At 70.5% G+C, this 18,276-nt stretch carries 17 protein-coding genes and 1 pseudogene; 13 read left to right on the top strand and 5 right to left on the bottom strand.

Annotated features, from left to right (window positions below):
* Positions 1-146 precede the first annotated feature (146 nt).
* On the top strand, positions 147-989 hold the full coding sequence (locus tag ACFY9S_RS12535; protein WP_391126389.1) for an NAD(P)H-binding protein: 843 nt from the start codon (positions 147-149) through the stop codon (positions 987-989).
* Between the two features lie 138 nt (positions 990-1,127).
* Positions 1,128-2,042 carry a YceI family protein gene (locus tag ACFY9S_RS12530; protein ID WP_391126386.1) on the top strand — a complete coding sequence of 305 codons (915 nt, stop codon included), beginning with the start codon at positions 1,128-1,130 and terminating at the stop codon, positions 2,040-2,042.
* Positions 2,043-2,116: 74 nt separating this feature from the next.
* Here ACFY9S_RS12530 and ACFY9S_RS12525 read toward each other — a convergent pair whose 3' ends face one another.
* The gene (locus ACFY9S_RS12525) at positions 2,117-2,500 is read right to left on the bottom strand and encodes a DUF6083 domain-containing protein (RefSeq protein WP_391126383.1); all 384 of its coding nucleotides are present in this window, start codon (positions 2,498-2,500) and stop codon (positions 2,117-2,119) included.
* A gap of 765 nt (positions 2,501-3,265) precedes the next feature.
* Here ACFY9S_RS12525 and fusA point away from each other — a divergent pair.
* The 8 genes from fusA to ACFY9S_RS12485 all read left to right on the top strand — a co-directional run bounded on the left by fusA (position 3,266) and on the right by ACFY9S_RS12485 (position 10,639).
* On the top strand, positions 3,266-5,308 hold the full coding sequence (gene fusA / locus ACFY9S_RS12520; protein ID WP_391126380.1) for an elongation factor G: 2,043 nt from the start codon (positions 3,266-3,268) through the stop codon (positions 5,306-5,308).
* A gap of 125 nt (positions 5,309-5,433) precedes the next feature.
* The gene (locus ACFY9S_RS12515; protein WP_391126378.1) at positions 5,434-5,805 is read left to right on the top strand and encodes a hypothetical protein; all 372 of its coding nucleotides are present in this window, start codon (positions 5,434-5,436) and stop codon (positions 5,803-5,805) included.
* 684 nt (positions 5,806-6,489) lie between these two features.
* The gene (locus tag ACFY9S_RS12510; protein ID WP_391126376.1) at positions 6,490-6,912 is read left to right on the top strand and encodes a WXG100 family type VII secretion target; all 423 of its coding nucleotides are present in this window, start codon (positions 6,490-6,492) and stop codon (positions 6,910-6,912) included.
* Positions 6,913-6,968: 56 nt separating this feature from the next.
* Positions 6,969-7,283, top strand: a complete 315-nt coding sequence (locus tag ACFY9S_RS12505; protein ID WP_391126373.1) for a WXG100 family type VII secretion target — start codon at positions 6,969-6,971, stop codon at positions 7,281-7,283.
* Positions 7,283-9,022, top strand: a complete 1,740-nt coding sequence (locus ACFY9S_RS12500; RefSeq protein ID WP_391126370.1) for an RNase A-like domain-containing protein — start codon at positions 7,283-7,285, stop codon at positions 9,020-9,022. The genes ACFY9S_RS12505 and ACFY9S_RS12500 overlap by 1 nt, the downstream gene beginning before the upstream one ends.
* Before the next feature lie 27 nt (positions 9,023-9,049).
* Complete coding sequence (locus ACFY9S_RS12495) at positions 9,050-9,622, top strand: hypothetical protein (protein WP_391126367.1); 573 nt, start codon at positions 9,050-9,052, stop codon at positions 9,620-9,622.
* A 47-nt stretch (positions 9,623-9,669) separates the two neighbouring features.
* The gene (locus ACFY9S_RS12490; protein ID WP_391126364.1) at positions 9,670-9,969 is read left to right on the top strand and encodes an RNase A-like domain-containing protein; all 300 of its coding nucleotides are present in this window, start codon (positions 9,670-9,672) and stop codon (positions 9,967-9,969) included.
* Between the two features lie 13 nt (positions 9,970-9,982).
* Positions 9,983-10,639, top strand: a complete 657-nt coding sequence (locus ACFY9S_RS12485; RefSeq protein WP_391126361.1) for a contact-dependent growth inhibition system immunity protein — start codon at positions 9,983-9,985, stop codon at positions 10,637-10,639.
* A 568-nt stretch (positions 10,640-11,207) separates the two neighbouring features.
* On the opposite strand, the pseudogene ACFY9S_RS12480 reads toward ACFY9S_RS12485, so the two are convergent.
* Positions 11,208-12,442 (bottom strand): annotated as a pseudogene (locus ACFY9S_RS12480) (AAA family ATPase).
* 459 nt (positions 12,443-12,901) lie between these two features.
* Positions 12,902-13,525: an HD domain-containing protein gene (locus tag ACFY9S_RS12475; RefSeq protein ID WP_391126358.1), complete on the bottom strand. Its 624-nt coding sequence runs from the start codon at positions 13,523-13,525 to the stop codon at positions 12,902-12,904.
* 429 nt (positions 13,526-13,954) lie between these two features.
* Here ACFY9S_RS12475 and ACFY9S_RS12470 point away from each other — a divergent pair, with 429 nt between their 5' ends.
* Positions 13,955-14,239 (top strand): hypothetical protein, encoded by a 285-nt coding sequence (locus ACFY9S_RS12470; RefSeq protein WP_391126355.1) that lies wholly within the window; start codon positions 13,955-13,957, stop codon positions 14,237-14,239.
* Between the two features lie 82 nt (positions 14,240-14,321).
* Complete coding sequence (locus ACFY9S_RS12465; protein ID WP_391126352.1) at positions 14,322-15,188, top strand: alpha/beta fold hydrolase; 867 nt, start codon at positions 14,322-14,324, stop codon at positions 15,186-15,188.
* Here ACFY9S_RS12465 and ACFY9S_RS12460 read toward each other — a convergent pair.
* Entirely contained in the window at positions 15,158-16,117 is a 960-nt protein-coding gene (locus tag ACFY9S_RS12460) for an ATP-binding protein (protein WP_391126349.1), read from the bottom strand. The genes ACFY9S_RS12465 and ACFY9S_RS12460 overlap by 31 nt on opposite strands.
* A gap of 151 nt (positions 16,118-16,268) precedes the next feature.
* On the opposite strand from ACFY9S_RS12460, the gene ACFY9S_RS12455 reads away from it, so the two are divergent.
* Positions 16,269-17,783, top strand: coding sequence for an ABC transporter substrate-binding protein (locus ACFY9S_RS12455; RefSeq protein WP_391126346.1), 1,515 nt, complete (start codon positions 16,269-16,271; stop codon positions 17,781-17,783).
* A gap of 49 nt (positions 17,784-17,832) precedes the next feature.
* On the opposite strand, the gene ACFY9S_RS12450 is transcribed toward ACFY9S_RS12455, so the two are convergent.
* Positions 17,833-18,234, bottom strand: a complete 402-nt coding sequence (locus ACFY9S_RS12450) for a Rid family hydrolase (protein WP_391126343.1) — start codon at positions 18,232-18,234, stop codon at positions 17,833-17,835.
* Positions 18,235-18,276: the final 42 nt, after the last annotated feature.

Raw genomic sequence — 18,276 nt, 5'->3', positions numbered from 1 at the left:
TTCGTCGTCGGCGGCGGACCAGGTCCTGCCGCGTGGGCCGTCGTTCCGCCACTGCCCCCACCCCTGCGGATCAGTATGGGAAGCCGGGGCATCTCTTCTGGGCCTTGCGGACAGAAGGTGACCGCAAGCCTTCCTAGGGTCGTGGCATGACTCAGACGCAGAAGATCCTCGTCACCGGTGCCACCGGAACCGTCGGCCGTCAGGTCGTCGCCGAACTGCTCGACCGGGGCCACGAGGTGCGTGCCCTGACGCGTGATGCCGCGAGGGCCTCCTTCCCGGCCGGTGTCGAGGTGGTCGAGGGCGACCTGACCGAGCCCGACGGACTGGCCCCGGCCCTGGAGGGCGTCACCGGCCTCCATCTGATCACCTTCGGCGGTGCGGCCTTCAGCCCGCTGGAGACCGGCCCCCGGCTCCTGGAGCTCGCCCGCTCCGCCGGGGTCCGCCGCGTCACCGTGCTGCACGGCGGCGGCCCCACCCCGCTGGAGGACGCGGTGCGCGCCGACGACGGCGTGGACGGGACCGTGCTCATGCCGGTCGAGTTCATGGCCAACGCCCTGGAGTGGGCGGACGGGATCGTGGCGGCGGGCGAGGTGCGGGAGCCGTTCGTCGACCGGCTGAGCTCCATGGTCCACGAGGGCGACATCGGCGCCGTCGCCGCGGTCGCCCTCACGCAGGAGGGGCACGGCGGCCAGGAGTACGTGATCACCGGCCCCGAGGTGCTCACCGTCGGCGACAAGGTGAAGACGATCGCCGCAGCCGTGGGCCGGGAGATCACGCTGATCGAGCTGACCAAGGAGGAGGCCGTCGCGCAGTGGCGGGCGGCGGGCCTCCCCGAGGACGTCGTCGGCTTCCTGCTGGAGGCGTACGGGAACACCCCGGAGGTGGGCCGTACGGTCTCCGGCGTCGTGGAGAAGGTCACCGGTCGCCCGGCGCGCAGCTTCGCCCAGTGGGCCGCCGAACACGCGGACACCTTCAGGGGGCAGTCCTGACTGTCTCGTATTGAGACACCCGCACCGGAGCCCGGTCCGTCAAGATCGACAAGGGGGTGTGACCGCAGCAAGGTGCGGCCGTCGGCATGCGCTGAATCGCTGACCGCACGGCCGCGCACCCGAAGAAAGGTGACCACCATGGCCCTCGCACTGCTCCGGCGCCGGTGGCTCAAGAGCACCCCCGCCGCAGCGGCGGGCCTCGCCCTCCCCCTCCCCGCCGGCGCGGGCGCCGTCGCCCGCGAGGTCGTCGACCCGATGGGCTCGCCGCTGGCCGCAGCGGACGTCACCGTCACCGCCCTGGACACCCACCGCGTCGCCGCCCGCGGCACGACCGACCCGTACGGATACTTCCTCGCGGCGCTGCCGCCCGGCCGGTACAGCCTGCTCATCTCGGCGCAGGGCCTGCGGCCGCACCGCGAGACGATCGAGACGGGCCCGGGCGCCCCGACGGGCACCGAACGCGTCTGGCTGCAGCCCGCCGAGGCGCTCCAGCTGCCGACGCCCGGAACCTGGCTCTTCGACCCGCCGCACACGGCGATCCGGTTCATCGCCAAGCACGTCGGCATGGCCCATGTCCACGGCCGCTTCGAACGCTTCGAGGGCGGCATCCGGATAGCCCCGGACATGACCGACTCCCGCGTGCACGTCCGCATCGACGCCTCCAGCATCACCACCGGCAACAGCACCCGCGACAACCACCTGCGGTCCGCCGACTTCCTCGACGTCGAGCGCTTCCCGCACATCGACTTCACGAGCGCGCGCTTCGCCTACCGGGGCGGCAGCAAGTGGACGCTGCAGGGCTCCCTCACGATGCACGGTGTCAGCCGCTCCGTGGCCCTGGACACGACGTACCTCGGCACCGTCAACGGTGGCTACGGCCAGGAGTTGCGCTGCGCGGCCCTGGCGACGGCGGAACTGCACCGCGAGGACTACACGCTCAACTGGCGTTCCATGCTGGCCCGGGGCATCGCCGTGGTCGGCCCGACCGTCCAGCTGGAGCTCGACGTCCAGGCCATGTACCGCACCCACGACACCCCGACCCCGCCGGAGTAGTGGTCCGACCCGGGCCTTCCGATGGCCCGGGTCAGGCTCCGCGCCCTCGGCTCCGCCGTACGGGCGAGCCGCGCCTACCCGGCGTCCGGCCACGCCTGCGGCGGGCGGGGCGGTTCCGGGTCCGTTCGCCGCTGCGCCGCCCGGGCATTCTCCGCCCGCAGGGCCGTCAGCCACGGCCAGAGATCCGGCAACGGCTGCTTCGAGCACGCCAGCCGGTGCTCGATCCGGCAGCGCTGCGATCCGTCCGGCGGGCACACCCCGTACACCGTGACACGACCGTCCGACAGAGTGATCCACCGATGCTCCGCCGGCACGAGATGCGCCGGCAGCTCCAGCCCCGGCTCCAGCAGGACCCAGTCCTGCTCCAGCGTCGCCACGCGCTCCTGCGGCAACCGGCAGCGCGGACACGCGTACTGGCCGACCTGTAATCGACGCAGCCCCTCTTCGACAGCCCCCATACGGCCAGAGTCCGCAGTCACCGGCCCGGCGAGTAGAGCGCGAACCGGACGAGAACCCTGAGGCGCGCGGACACCAGAGGGGCACAGCGAGGCTCGGCAGCCGCAACCGGCAACTACCGCTGAATCCCCGTCGGCCGGGACGCGACGGAATCGGACCCGGGCCGCCGGGCAGCCGCCGCTCGGGACGCGACGGAATCGGACCCGGGCCGCCGGGCAGCCGCCGCTCGGGAGGGGACGGAATCGGACCCGGGCCGCCGGGCAGCCGCCGCTCGGGAGGGGACGGAAACGGACCCGGGCCGCCGGGCAGCCCCGGCCCGGGTGGCGACGTGAACGACCCCCGGCCTCCCGGGACGCGAAGAAGACGAACCCTGGCCCCTCGGGACGCGAAGAAGACGAGCCCCGGCCACCCGGCAGCAGCCGCCCGGGCGACCGGCGCCAAAAATCCCTGGCCCCGTTCGCATCGGTCTCCCTACACTCACGCACATCCCCGGCGCCGCCCACTACCGAGCGCCGGGCACCATCGCGACGAACGAAGGGAGACGGCCATGCGTGACCACACCGCTGCCGTCGTCTCCCTGCCGCGCTACGCGGTGATCCTCGTGTCTTCGTCGCCCCGGTGCCCGCTGCGCGGCGGCACCGGCTGACCGGGACGAACGCCTGACGCCCGAACACTGCTGACGCGACGTCAGACGCGGGTCGTCGTCTGCCCGCTTCGCCCGGGAATCGCGCTGCCCCATTCCGGATCGCACCGAAAGGCCCCGGGCCGTGCGCACCCACCTCAACCCGCTCGCCGTCGTCCGCAACCTCGGCATCCTCGCCCATGTCGACGCCGGCAAGACCACCGTCACCGAACGGATCCTGTTCGCCACCGGAACCACGCACAAGCGCGGCGAGGTCCACGACGGCACCACCGTCACCGACTTCGACCCGCAGGAGCGCGACCGGGGCATCACCATCTTCGCCGCGGCGGTGAGCTGCGCCTGGGACGGTCACCGGCTCAACCTCATCGACACCCCGGGGCACGTCGACTTCGCCGACGAGGTGGAGCGTGCGCTGCGAGTGCTCGACGGTGCGGTGGCCGTGTTCGACGCGGTGGCCGGGGTGGAGCCGCAGAGCGAGTCGGTGTGGCGGCAGGCCGACCGGCACGGCGTGCCGAGGATCGCGTTCGTCAACAAGATGGACCGTCCCGGGGCCGACCTCGACGCCGCCGTGGCCTCGATCCGGGAGCGGTTGCACCCGGCGCCTCTGGCCGTACAGCTCCCGGTCGGCGCGCAGGACTCCTTCACCGGCGTCGTCGACCTGGTGCGCATGCGCGCACTGCTGTGGGCCGACGACGGCACCGCCGAGGACGTGCCGGTGCCCGGCGATCTGAGGGGCGAGGCCGTGGCGCGCCGCCGGTCGCTGGAGGAGGCCGTGGCGGAACTGCACCCGGGGGCACTGGAGGAGTTCTGCGCTACCGGCGCGCTGTCCGAGGGGACCCTTTCCTCGGCGCTGCGCGAGGTGACCCGGGACGGTGACGGCGTGGTCGTGCTGTGCGGCTCCGCGTACCGCAACCGCGGTGTCGAGCCGCTGCTCGACGCGGTCGTGGCCTACCTGCCGTCGCCGCTGGACGTGCCGCCGGTCAACGGTACGCACGACGGCGAGGGGCAGGCCCGGCCGGCCGACCCCGCGGCACCTGCGGCCGCCCTCGCGTTCAAGGTGCACGCCACCCCGACAGGACGGCTGACCTACCTGCGGATCTACTCCGGCACGATCGAGAAGGGAGACACCCTGTGGGACGCGAGCGCCGGGCGCGGCGAGCGTATCGGGCGGATCCTGCGTGTGCAGGCCGACCGGCACGCCCCGCTGGACCGGGCAGTCGCCGGGGACATCGTCGCCGTGGTCGGGCTGAAGTCCGCACGCGCCGGCTCGACCTTGTGCGCACCGGACGCGCCGCTCGTCCTGGAACCGGCCGGTGTGCCCGAGCCGGTGGTGTCGGTCGCGGTCGAGTCCCGCCGGTCCGGTGACACCGACCGGCTCGTGTCGGGGCTGGCGCGGCTGACCGAGGAGGATCCCTCGCTGGCCGTGCGGTCCGACCCGGAGACCGGGCAGACGGTCCTGTCCGGCATGGGTGAACTGCACCTGGAGGTGGCGGTGGAGAAGCTCCGGCGCGAGCTGGGCCTGGAGGTCAATGTCGGCCGCCCCCGTGTCGGTTACCGCGAGACCGTCGGCCGGGGCGTGTCCGGGCTGGTGTTCCGGCACGTCAAACAGGACGGCGGGGCGGGGCAGTTCGCCCATGTCGTACTGGATGTGGAGCCGCAAGAGGAGGGAGGCTTCGCGTTCCGCTCGGCCGTCGTCGGCGGGCGGGTGCCGCAGGAGTACGTCCGGGCGGTCGAGGCGGGCTGCCGGGACGCCCTCACCGAGGGGCCGCTCGGCGGGCACCCGGTGACCGGGCTGCGGGTCACCCTGACCGACGGGGCGACCCATGTGAAGGACTCCTCGGACACGGCGTTCCGCACGGCCGGCCGGCTCGGTCTCCGGGAGGCCCTGCGCGCCTGCGCGATGGTCCTGCTGGAGCCGGTCGTCGAGGTCACGGTCACCGTGCCCGAGGACGCGGTCGGCGGCGTACTCGGCGATCTCGCCGCCCGGCGCGGGAAGGTGACCGACTCGGCCACCCGTACGGGCGCGGCGGTCGTCACCGCCACCGTGCCGCTGGCCGAACTGTTCGGCTACGCGACCCGGTTGCGCAGCCGCACCCAGGGTCGTGGCACCTTCACGGCCCGGCCGACCGGCTTCGCGCCGGCGCCGGTCGCGACGCCGGTGCGGTAGCGCCGGGGAAGGCCCCTCCCGAAAGGGAGGGGCCTTCCCTCCCCCCTCGCGGGCCCGTTCGGTCACTTCCTGCCTCTGAGCGAGCACATCGTCGGGGATCTCGCTGATGAGCTGGAGGGCCTCTCATGCGCACAAGACGCAGACGGATCAACGTGGCCTACGCGTCGCCCGAACTCCTGGCGGGCCAGAAGTCACTGGACGGCCGCAGCGACCTGTATGCGGTGGGGTGCCTGCTGCACCAGATGCTCACCGGCCGCCCTCCCTTTCGCGGGGCGGGCCCCGCCGAGCTGGTGACCCAGCACCTCACCGCACCCCCGCCCCGATTGGCCGACTGCGGTGTCGATGCCCCGGGCGCCGTCCAGCACCTGACACAGGCACTGCTCGAGAAGCACCCCGAGGACCGTCCCGACATTGCGGCGGAGGTGTACGCGGCCCTCGCCCCGTACCTGCCGGCCCCCCGACAAGACCGGGCTCGTCCGGGTCGAGGTACTCGATGACCGGGCCCCATGCCGCGTCCCTGGCGGGCGGGGGCGCTTCCCGCGACGGACACCTCCGCGGCGGCCGGGGCCTGCGGTGGTCCAGGCCGGCGCGGGGGAACCCACGACGGTGGCTGTGAGCGTGGCGCGGACGCTCTCCAGGACGCCGCCGCCCGTGACGGCCAGGGTCTCGACAGGGAAACCGTCGAGACGGCCGGTCGTGAGCTGGACGGCGTCCCCGCCGCCGACATCCAAGAACTGCAGCAGATTGGACCAGTACAGCCAGGCTCGCCAACGGCGCTTGTGCGCTTCCTCCTGGGCGTGGACGCCGGGCGCGTCGTCGAGGAGGACGATGCCGGTCCAGGCGGGGGGCTTCGCCCGGCCGTCCAGGACCTTCGGGCAGGACGGCTGACGGGACCGCCGGGTGCATCGCGCCGTGACAGGCGGCGAAGGCACCGTGACGATCAGCATCAAAAATAACGCCCGCCTCGGACATCGGGGCCCCGCCCGGTCGAATCCCGGTCTTCGGCCGCGCGGCACGGACGGGGCGCGGGCGGGTCGGTGACGCCCATGGCCGAAGGCGCCGTGCCTGCCCGTCGGCTGCCCGCCCCGGGCCCGCCGCCGGGCACCGGCTGCGGAAGAGGGCGAGGTTAGGATCACCGTGCATACGCGGTTTGCCATGCCGAAGTCACGGGGGTACGAAGCATGGGTGTAGGTGGAGCGGGCGCGAGCCAATTGGGCGGCGTCGATCTGAGGGTGTCGAGCCAGGACCTCACCAAACTGGCCGATGACCTCGACGACATGCAGGTTCACCTGGACAAGCAGGTCAGACGGATGGACGCGATCGTCGACCGTATCGAAGCGGGCTGGCGAGGACCTGCGGCGACGGCGTACCGCGGGTTCCACCGGGCGGCGGCCGAGGACGCCGTGCGCATCCGTGAAGTGATCCGCCACCTCGAGCAGGCCGTACGCCTGAGCCGGGACGGCTTCACGCAACAGGAGCTGGACGTGGTGGCCGGGCTGCGGAGCATCGCGGTGGACATCGACAGCGAGGTCGACAAACTGTCGACACCGAACCCGGAGACAGCCGGGCCCGTCCCTCCGCGCAGCAGCCTCGACTCCTTTTGACGGCCTCTGCGAGAAGCTCTGCCACCTCCGCTATGACACCTACGAAACGGGGAATCATGTCGACCGGGAGCGCCGACGACGGCCACATAACCGTCTCCTTCGCCACCCTCCGCGAACTCGCCGCCGAACTGGAGGACATCCTCAAGAAGCTGAACAGCGGTCTGGAGGACCTCCACGACCGGGTTGTGCCGGTCGTGCTGTCCTGGGAGGGGGAAGCCCGCGAGGTCTTCGTCGACAAGATCGACGAGTGGGACCGCTCGGCCCAGGACCTCCAGGCGGCCCAGAAGTGGCTCCACGAGTGCGCGACCACGAGCCACATCAACTACGCGGCAGCGCACCAAGCCGTGCTGCGAGGCTGGGGAGCCGGCTGATGGGAACACCGCCACCGAGCCAGAACGGCACCATCGACGTCAAGCCGACCGACCTCCACCGCGTCTCGGGCGGGGTCGCGAGCCAGCAGACGGTGATGGACAAAGGCGCCAAGAGCCTCCTCGAGGATCTGCACAAGTACCCGGACGCCGGCGGTTACGGCACCTCGCCGCAAGCGTTCGCGACGTCGTACGTCAAGGTCGGCAACCGTTTCCTCGAGGTGTGGGCCAAGAGCGTCGTCAGCATCGGTGGTGCGGCGGTCGGCTTCACTTCGACGGCCAACACCTACGCGAAGGCGGAGGCAGCCAACGACCCCTCCGGAAAGGCAAAACCGGTCGTCCAGCCGTTGCCGCAGGTCATCGAGAAGCCGCCTGCCTACGGCACCGTGCCGAATCTGAAGTGGGGCGACGACGACGGTGGCGACGATTTCATCCGCAGGCTCCTCGAGTGGGTGCCCGAGCCGGTCCGGGACGTACTGAGGCCGGTGGTCGAGCACGCCTTCCGGATGGGCAAGGTCGCCGAGGTCTACCCGTTCCCGCAACAGCACTACCTGAACTCGCTGTCCCAGGCGTGGATGGCGACGACCAGCTCGCTCTCCACGGCGGAGAGCGGGCTGACCGGCAACGTCAACAGCATCACCCAACAGACCAACAGCGAGTGGCACGACGCGATGCGCCAGTTCTGCAGTTCGCTGTGGGGCACGACGTCGTGGGGCGGGAGCCGCGAGACCTACGAGTGGAAACACGACAGCTCCTCCTCGCAGACCGCCACCCACCCCGTGATGACCGTGCTGTTCGACACGGCTCAGAAAGTCAGCGACCTCCTCTACGAGTTCGCAGAAGCGGCCGTCTACCTCAATCGCGAGGTGTGGGACGTCTACATCGAGGCCGTACGCGACGCGATTCCCAAGGTCGAGGTCAACCTCAAGGACGGCGTCGGCATGGACGACGTCAAGGGCCTGGTCAAAGGCGTGGTCAAGGGTGTCGCCAAGGGCGCGAGCCAGCTGGGCCAGGGCATCGTCCTGAACATGGACACCGCCAAGCTGAACGCGATCGTCACCGAGTACAACCGACGGGTGGACGCGCTCGTTCCGAAACTCGACGCCCTCATGGGGCCGTTGGACGAGGCGCACCGGAGCGCCCCGAAGTTCGAAGCCCAGGAGGCGCGCGCTGAGGGCTTCGGCATGCGGGCCTTGGAGGACTTCAAGGACTCGCAGGTTTGGCTGAAGGTCGACTCGGCCGGCAAGTACGACCTCAACCTGGCTGCCAACGAGTACCTGGAGCATGGTCACACGCTGGACAGGCACGTCGGTAAGACAGACGAGCAGTTGGCGCAGCGCCTACGCGACCAGCAGCCGAACCCGACGCCGACGCAGGCCTGGCCGTACGGAAAGCCGAAGCCCAAAGCCGCTTCGGCTTTCCCGAACTACCAGCGGGCGGAGGAGCTGACCGAGTACAACCTGAACCAGAACAAGGCCGCCATCGAGGCGTGGATCAAGGGCCCTCCGCCGCCGGGTGACGGTGAAGTCGAGCCGTTTCACTCGACGGCGCCCAACGGCGAGACCAGCGGCCGCAGCGTGTTCAAGCAGCCGGTCGACCCGAACGACCCGCTGTCCGGGTACAAGCAGGGCGGCATGAACGCCAAGGCGTACGACGTCACCGGCATCGACACAAGGATCCGGTACGACAGCAGCCGCACCCCGCCGTTCACCGTCATGACGTCGATGCCCTCCAAGGTCTGACGCCCCGCATAGAAAGGCCAGCGCCACATGTCCGTCGACCAGATTGCCTGGGAAGCCGCAGTACGCCACCTCTTCGAGGACGCGTTCCCGTACGACGCCACGGGTCCGCGACGCCACGAGGACTGGATCCTCGACGTTCTCGCGTTGATGGCCCGGGCCGTACCGGATCCCCGGGGCTGGACCGGTCTCGACGACACGGCGCAGACCCCGGAGCGCGAGACGTACCCCACGTATCCGTTCGCCGTCCACCCTCCGGAGTACATCGCGCCGCGTCTCCATGAGATCGACCGGGCCAGCGCCGAGAACCTGCTGCTGGCCCTCACGGACGACTGCTGCACCCTGTCCAACCTGAAGCGCTTCACGGAAAGCGAGGAGGAATTGCGGGCGATGGCACGCACAATCCTCGCCCGGTACGGAGACGAGGCCACCTATCACACCAACGTCAAGAAGCCCGGCCATGTCCGTGGCACGCTCGACTTCACGTCATCGAGTTGGGCTTACAGCCCGCTGGCGCTTACCAAGGACTACTCGGAGGACTGCGGCCTGATCGTCGTCTCCGACACTGAGGTGGGCATGTTCTGGAACTTCTCCGACTACTGATCCGTACAAGCGCAGCTCCTGGCCGGATGCTTTGAGAGGATGCCCCCGTGCTGACCCGTTCCGCCTCCTACCCCGACCGGGAGACCGCCCACTGGGCCACGCAGCAGGTGGTGACCGCCAACGAGCAGGTCATCTACCGCTGGCTCGCCCAGGGCACCCGGGCTCGCCTCACCATCGAGGCCGCCTGGCCCTCCCGAGAGGAGCACGTGGGCCGGGTCCAGCTGGAGGGCGACCTGCTGGCGGGGCGGGGGCCGGTCGACGTTCGCGCGGCGCGCGTCGTTCTGCGCCGTGAGCCGTCGAGCCCGCATGGCTTCGTCGTTCACACGACCGTCCCGTTCTACCTGTAGGGGCCGCACGCACATGTCCTTGAAGCCCCTCGAACACGACCGCCGGTACGGCGAGCTGGACCAGGTGATGCGTGCATATCTGGGGCAACCGGCCGACGACAGTCCGGAGCGGCGCAGCCGCGCACTGGACGCGTACCTCCGCCACACCTGGCACACCCGCCCCTGGGCCATCGCGGAGGCGGAGCGCCAACTGCGCGAACACATCCGCAACCCACCGGGCCGCATCAGGCAAAGGCTGGGCGAGTTCTATTCGACCCCGGACACCGGGATGGCAGAGTCCGAGATCGGCGACTGGCTGATGATTCTGGCCGATCACCTGAAGAAGAGCATCGAGGAAGGCGACGTCCCAGAGCCGTCGTCCCCGCAGACGCACTGGGAGTGGCACGCGCGCTTCCCGGAAACTGCGCAACTGCTCGGCGGCTGGTTCTCGCAGGACATCGTCGACGAGTTCCCCGACCACGACGCGGCCGTCGCCGACTACGCCGCCACCACCGACCCCCACCTCGCCGCACGCCTCGTGGGCGAACTCCACGAGCTGCTCGCCCTCCCTCTGGACGAGGGGGACTACGCCCTGGCAGCCGCCGAGCTCGGCATGGAGGTCGGCCCGCCCGAGCCGTTCTCCTACGGCGCCTGGTTCCAGGCGGTGGCGGCGACGCTGACCGGCGGCTGATCGTCACGTCCAACCCGTGAGGTCCCCGACGAAGTCCGTGTATGAGCGGTTGCTGCCGCGGGGAGGGGCATCTCCTCACGCCGCGTCATCACCACCGGAAGTCCGTGTCCGGCCTGTCGCCGATGTAGAGGCCGGCCGTCACCTGTGCCCGGGTCCCCGAGGAACCGCTCCAGGGCGAGCGCGTATCCTCGCCGGCCAGGGTGGGCTTCACGAAGGCCTTACGGGCAGGGCGGCTGACGGGACCGCCGGGTGCACCCCGCCGTGACAGCCGGCGAGGGCACCGTGACGATCAGCATCAAAAATAGGGCCCACCTCGGACATCGGTACCCGCCTCGTCGAATCCGGACCCCGGTCGCGCGCCACGGACGGTACACGGCTGCCCTGCGATGGCCGAAGGCACCTGCCCGCCGGCTGCCCTTCCCCCGGCCAACTGCCGGTCGCCGGCCATATCACCGATCAACGCCCATGAAGGAGATCTCGCAGTCGTTCTGATCCTCGCCGGCCAGCACGATGACGCCACGTTCCGGTGCCCGGGAGGCCCGCCCGCCGCTCTGCCGCGCCTTCGGAGTCACAGTTCACCCCCAGTGAGGTCGCCACCCAGCACCCCGGAGAACCACAACTCCCCGAGCGGCTGTTCACCGGACTCCTCAACGATCTCCTTCACCTCGTCTACGGTGAGGGCCGGGATGATCGACGCGCCATCCTCGTCGCGGTCGCAGACGACGAACTCCTCCGGATACAGCCGGTTGACGAGGGCGGGGGAGTGGGTGGCCACGATGAACTGCGTCCGCTCGGCGGCCTCGCGCAGCCGCTGCACGACCAGTTCCAGGGCCTGCGGATGCAGCCCATGGTCGATCTCCTCGATGCAGGTGAACGCCGGAGGTTTGGGGTCGTACAGCAGGGCGAGCAGCCCCAGAAGGCGAACGGTCCCGTAAGAGGCGTCGGCGAGGGGCGTCAGACGGCGCAGGCCGCGCTCGCGCAGTACGACGGTCAGCTGGTCCGTCGCCCCGCCGACTTCCTCGACCTCGATGTTCTCCAACTGTGGCAGGACCGTACGGGCGTCGGCGACCAGGTCGTCCCAGATCTCCTCGCGGCCGCTCAGGTGGATCAGGAACCCGGCCAGGTTCTCGGCGTGCGGCGAGAGGGTGCCGAAGTCAGTACCGCGCAGGCGGGTCGGGCGCCGGGCCGCCGCCACGTCGACGTCGAAGACCCGGAATGACGAGAGACGATCGGCCACCCGCGTCACCTCGTCGCCGCCGTCGGAAGGACCGAGCCGGGGAAGCGTGGACAGGCCACTGCTCAGTCTCCGGATGCCGAAGCTGCCGCTGTCCTTGCTCTCACCCGCCCGCACGTCGAGGATGCGCGCTTCCTCACTCGAATGGTGATGCGCCGTCCGCGCCCCTGCCTGCGTTTGAACGCGAAGCTCTCCTCACGGGAAAGGGCGTACGTGAGTCGCCTGCCGTCCCGGTTCGCCGGTAGGGAGCGTCGCCGAATGGTGAGGTTGTATTCGTCCGGGGCGTTGAGGGCGGAGTTGGTCGTCCAGGTCGCCTTGAGGTGGATCCGCATGGACGTCGGCGGCTTGTTCCCGCCCCAGAAGGCCACCTCGTCGAACCCACCGCGCGTGTCGAGAGCAGGTTGGAGGTCGGTGCGGATGATGTCGGCGAGGAAGTCGAACACCTTCAGCACGTTGGACTTGCCCGCGCCGTTCGGGCCCACTAACACCGTGAGTGGACAGAGCGGCACGGTCACGTCGCGCAGGCTGCGGAAGTTCTCGACGTGCAGTTCGAGGAGACGGCCAGGCATGGGACGAAACCCATCGGGTCGGTGATCGCGCCGCGGGCGCGTGGGGCGAATGCGGCGCCGCTCGGCTGCGTCCTTCGTCCTGTCCGCGCGCGGTCCGGTGCGGGGTGAACGGACGCGAGGAGCAGATCAGGCCGAGCCACTGACATTGATACTCGTAGCGGGTTCCGGTGGTCGTGGCTCTGCCACTGACTGACACCCTGCTGGGTTGTCTTCCGGGTGTACCGTCCGGCTGACGGGGCCCGTTCTTCATGGCTCCGGCCAGGTGGAACATGACCTGATAGGAGCTTGGTCAGAAGCCCCCTCAATGTCCTGTCTGCCCCACCCGGCCGGGGCCGACCAATCGGTGTCAGGAGTGGAAGCGGGTGGGATGACCGGTTCCCGCGCCGCTTTCCTCCCCGAGAGGTGAGGCCGGACATCGGTGCTGGTGGTGTCGGCTGCAACCCGCGTGCTTCCCGACCCCTACCCCTGAACGACGGCTGACGCGGCGCCTCCCCCTGCTTCGGTGCCCGACACCGGCCCACTGAGATCCGGGTCGCCGAACTCCGCGCGCAGGGCCTGGAAGGCGGTCACCTTGTCCTCGCCGAAGCCGCGGACGCGGGCGGCGAATTCGTCGGGGGAGAGGTACGCCGACGGCCGGGACTTGGTGTGGAACTTGTCCGCGTACATCACCAGCCTCTCCTCCGCCGTCACCGCCACGTAGTCGCCGGGAGGGAGGGGCAGACCTTGGCTCACGATGTCGTGCCGCGTGAGTCCCACTCCGGTGTGGTGGGAGCAGAAGCGGCTGAGGGCCTCCGGGAAGCCCTCCGCTTCGAGGATCTCCTGGCCGAGCAGGCCGTGCCGGATGTAGTTGCGGTGGTCCAGTCGTCCGTCGTCCCCGTAGAGGCGGTAGACGCCGATGTCGTGGAGGAGGCAGCCGGCGCGGACCAGTTCGGCGTCGAGATGAGCGAGGTGGGGCGCGGCAAGGAGCTGTTCGGCGATCCCCCAGACGATCTCGCAGTGCGTGTGGACGAGGGCGAACGCCTCGGTGGTGGGCGCGTACTTCTCGTGCAGCGCCCGGATCTCTGCGGGGCCCGGGATCCTCATCGGGGGAGCGTAACAACCGCCCGTCCGGCTGCGCCGGCAAGTTCCCGCAGCGGCCCTTTTCACGCGATCGGATGGTGCTTCGAGGGGCGGGCACCTGCCCGGCCTGCGGGCCGTTCGAGCTGGTGACGGGACTTGTCGTCCACTTCTCAGCACGGTGACGGGAGCACACCATGGGCCTGCATTTCCACCGCAACCCCGACGGCACGACGACCGGGCGCAACGAGGCCAACGGCTTCACCGTGACGCATGCCGACGAAGAAGAGGTGAAGCGGCAGTTGTACGAGGACGCCGGGTGGGAGTACACGCCTCCACCGCCTCCGGTGCCGCCGGGGTTCCATCGGTTCTCCTTGGTGCACGACGAGTTCCGGGCCTGCGGGTTCGAGGACGAGAGGTACGCGGGACTGCGGGCGCGCCCCCCCGCAGGGGTGCATGCCGGTCGACTGGGGGTGCCTCGCCCTGGAGTGCGAACGGCCGGGGAAGACGCTCCTGGACGCGGTCGCCGGCACGGTCGCGGAGGTCCGCCGTGAACACGGGCTGGTGATGAACAGCCTCGGTGTCGAAAAGCCCCAGGAATGGTTCGACGCGGACGGCAAGGACGGATACGCGGCGAAGATCGTCGCGCACTTGGTACTGATGGCCGCTGGCCGTGCCCGAATGCTCGGATACGGGCGCAAGGACGTGGTCCGGCTGCTCGATGCCACGGGGATCGAATAGTGGAACGCCCTGATGGGCGGGGACCGTCGCCCCGACGGAAACCCCGTTGTCCAGCACGCCACATCCTGACAAGGTCGCGCCCATGCCCGCCTTCACCGCACCCGACGGCACCACCCTGGCCTACCACGTGACGGGCGACGGACCACCCCTGGTCTGCCTCCCGGGCGGCCCCATGCAGGACTCCGTGTACCTGGGGGACCTCGGCGGCCTGACGGCCCATCGCACCCTGATCCGGCTGGACCTCCGGGGCACGGGCCGCTCCACGCTGCCGAGGCACCCGGCGTCGTACCGCTGTGACCGGCAGATCGGCGACGTCGAGGCGCTGCGTGCGGAGTTGGGCCTGGAGCGGCTCGACCTGCTCGGGCACTCCGCCGGAGCGAACCTGGCCCTCCTGTACACGGCCCGGCGTCCGGACCGCGTGAACCGGCTGGCCCTCATCACGCCCAGCGTCTTCGCCGTCGGCCTCGGCATCACCGCCGAGGACCGGCTGGAGACGGCCCGCCTGCGTCGGGACGAACCGTGGTTCGCCCTGGCGCAGGCGTCCCTGGAAGCGATCACTTCCGGCCGTGCGAAGCCCGCCGACTGGGACGCCGTCGCCCCCTTCTGGTTCGGCCGGTGGGACGACGAGGCGCGGGAGTTCCGCGCTGCGGAGCAGCAGCAGCGCAACGACCAGGCCGCGGCCCTGTACGCCTCCGAGGGAGCCTTCGACCCCGGCGCCACACGTGCCGCTCTCGCCGAGTTGCCCTCACCGGTGCTCGTTCTCGCCGGGGAGTACGACATCGCCGCGCCCGTGCGCGTCATGAAGGAGTACGCCGCCTTGTTCCCGCAGGCGGAACTCGTCGTGCAAAGCGGAGCGGGGCACTTTCCGTGGAGGGACGATGCGGGTGCGTTCGTGACGGCCTTGGCGGCCTTCCTGGATCAGACGCCCGCCCCGCTGCCCGGCACGTAGTCCGGATCCACCTGAGCCGCCAGGTCCTGGCCCGTACGCGCGTCCGCCCAGGCGTTGGCGTTGCGCAGGTGGAACTCGACCGCGTGGCGGTGGAGGCGGTCCCAGTCGCGGGGGTGGGAGTCGACTGCCTCGCGCAGGACCGTGAGGGCGTGGCGGTTGTGCGGCTCCAGTGACGCCAGTGCGTCCGGGCCGGACCCGGTCCGGCCCTGTTCCGCCGCGCGGATCCAGGGGGAGTGCGCCAGGTGGGTCAGGAGGTCGTCGCCCACCTGCTTCTTGAGGAAGAGCAGGTCGTCCTCGCCGGTCACCTTGTTGCCGACGACCGCGATGCGGATGCCGAACTGTTCCGCGTGGTCTCGGTACTGGCGGTACACGGACACGCCCTTGCGGGTGGGTTCCGCCACCAGGAACGTCATGTCGAAGCGGGTGAACAGGCCCGACGCGAAGGCGTCCGCGCCCGCCGTCATGTCGACCACGACGTATTCGCCGGGGCCGTCCAGCAGGTGGCCGAGGTACAGCTCCACCGCGCCCAGCTTGGAGTGGTAGCAGGCCACGCCCAGGTCCGACTCGTCGAACTCGCCCGTCACCATGAGGGGGACGCCGCCCGCCCGGCCGACGTGCCGTGTGTGCAGTTCGTCGTCGCCGAGCGGGCGGAGGAGACGGGAACCGCGGCCCGGCGGGGTCGTCTTGACCATCGCCTCGGCGGACGGAATATGGGGGTTGTCGCCCCGCAGCATGGTCTTGATCTCGGGCACGTGCGCGCCCAGGGGAGGGGCGGACTCCTCCGTGCCGCCGAGCGCCTCGGCCAGGTGCTGGTTGATGTCGCCGTCGATGGCGAGGACCGGTGCGCCGGAGCGCGCCAGGTGGCGGGAGAAGAGTGCGGACAGTGTGGTCTTGCCGCTGCCGCCCTTGCCGACGAACGCGACCCTCACGACCGCCCCACCTTTTTGAAAATGGATGTCATGTGGATAGGTTTAAGGAGTGGTCTGCATCCATGTCAAATCTTGTACTCCATACGGGATTCGAAGGCGCGCCGGCCTGGATCACCCGGCTGACCGGCCTGTTCCAGTTGATGCATATGCTGTGCAAGTGCGTTTTCAGAGCATCAAGGGCCGCCTCCGGTTTCTCACCGCCCTCGCCCTCGCGCCGTGTCTGGCCGGCTGCTTCGTGTCCCCCGGCGGGCAGTCCTCGTCGGCGGGCGGGCCGGCGGGGTCGCGGCTGCGCGTCGCCCTCGCCTTCCCGCCCGCCGAGAACTTCTCGCCGTACGGAGCCGACGCCACGCTGCTCAGCCGCCTCGGCGTCACCGAGGGACTCACCGCCCTGGACGCCAACGGTGCCGCGGCTCCCGCGCTCGCCCGGTCCTGGCTCCGGGAGGGCGACCGGACCTGGCGGTTCACCCTGCGCGAGGCCACCTTCCAGGACGGCACGGACGTCACGCCCGCCGCCGTGGCCGCCGCGCTCACCCACGCCACCAAGGCCGAGCCCGCCCCCGCCGCCCTCGCGGGCGTCACCCTCGACGCGCAGGCCGACGGCGAGCACGGCCTCCGCGTCACCACCCGAAAGCCCGACCCCGTCCTGCCCATGCGGCTGGCCGGTCCGAGCCTGGCGATCCTTTCCCCGAAGGCGTACGAGAAGAAGGGCAACCCCACCCCGGTCGGCACCGCCACCGGCCCCTTCGAGATCACCGAGGTCAACGGCGGCACCTCCGCCGGCCTCGACCGCTACGACGACTATTGGGACGGCCTCGCCCACGCCTCAGGCATCGACGTACGGTTCGTCAAGGACGGTACAGCGCGCGCCAACGGCGTCCGCACCGGCGACGTCGACATCGCCGAGGCGATCCCCGTCGCCCAGGCCGCAACCCTCGACAAGGCCACCCTCAGGGAAGCCGGCACCACCCGGACCACCAGCCTGCAGCTCAACACGGAGACCGGGCCCTTCAAGAACCCGGAGCTGCGTGCCGCCGCCCGCACGGCGATCGCGCCCACCGCCCTCGTCAAGGGCGTCTTCGAGGGGTACGCCGACCCGGGTGCCGGCCTCTTCGGACCCGCCGTCACCTGGGCCGCGAGCAAGCGCGTGAAGCCGGCCGGCCGCGCGAAGGCCACCCGGCCCGACGGCACGTCGATCACCCTGGCCACCTACGACAACCGGCCCGAGCTGCCCGAGGTCGCCCAGGTCGTGCAACAGCAGCTCCAGAAGGCCGGATTCACGGTGAGGCTGGAGGTGCGCGAGTACTCGCGGCTGGAGAGCGACGCGCTCGCCGGGAAGTTCGACGCGTTCATCGGCGCCCGCAACAGCCTCCTGGACACCGGTGATCCCGTCGGTGTCCTCGGCAGCGACTACACCTGCGACGGCGGCTACAACCTGGCCCGGTTGTGCGAGGAGAAGACCGACCGGGCCGTCGCCGAGGCCGTCGGGACCGATGGCACCGGAGAGCGGCAGGACGCCGCCATGGCGGCCGAGGCGGCGATCCTCCGCACGGACGCGGTCGTGCCGCTGGCCCACCAGCGGATCATCGCCGGTGTCTCCACCAAGGTGCGGGGCGTGCTGCTCGACCCGTACGAGAGGACCCTGGTCGGAACCGGAACGCGTCGCTGACCGGCCCGTTCAGGGGTCGGCATCGGAACGCGGTCGCTGACCGGCCCGTTCAAGCGGGCAGCTTCGTGTCGATCACGCAGCTGATCTCGACGAGCTGCCCGGGAAACGTCAGTTCGGTGACGCCCAGGGCCGTGCTGACCGGGCGGTGGGCCCCGAAGTACGCCCGGTTGGCCTTCGCCACGACCTCGGCGTTCCGCACCAGGTCCACCGCGTACAGCGTCTGGGACACGATCTGGCCGCGCGTCACGCCGTAGTGGGCCAGGATCCTGTCGAGGTTGGTGTAGGTCCGCTCCAGCTGGGCGGTGACGTCGTCCTCGGGGCGGAAGCCGCCCGCCTCGTCGAACGAGAGCTGCCCGGAGACATGGATCAGATCACCGGACCTGATCGCCTGCGCGTAGCCGAAGTGGCTCTCGGCCGGGATGCCGTGGTCGTAGAGGTCGATGGTGGTCACAGTCGGTGTCCTTCCGTCGAGCACGAACCCGTGCTCTCTTGC

It is taken from the genome of Streptomyces sp. NPDC012474, from assembly GCF_042955185.1.
Lineage (GTDB): Bacteria > Actinomycetota > Actinomycetes > Streptomycetales > Streptomycetaceae > Streptomyces > Streptomyces cahuitamycinicus.
The sequence above is the reverse complement of the archived record's forward strand: the minus strand, read 5'-3'. Positions and strand labels throughout refer to the sequence as shown.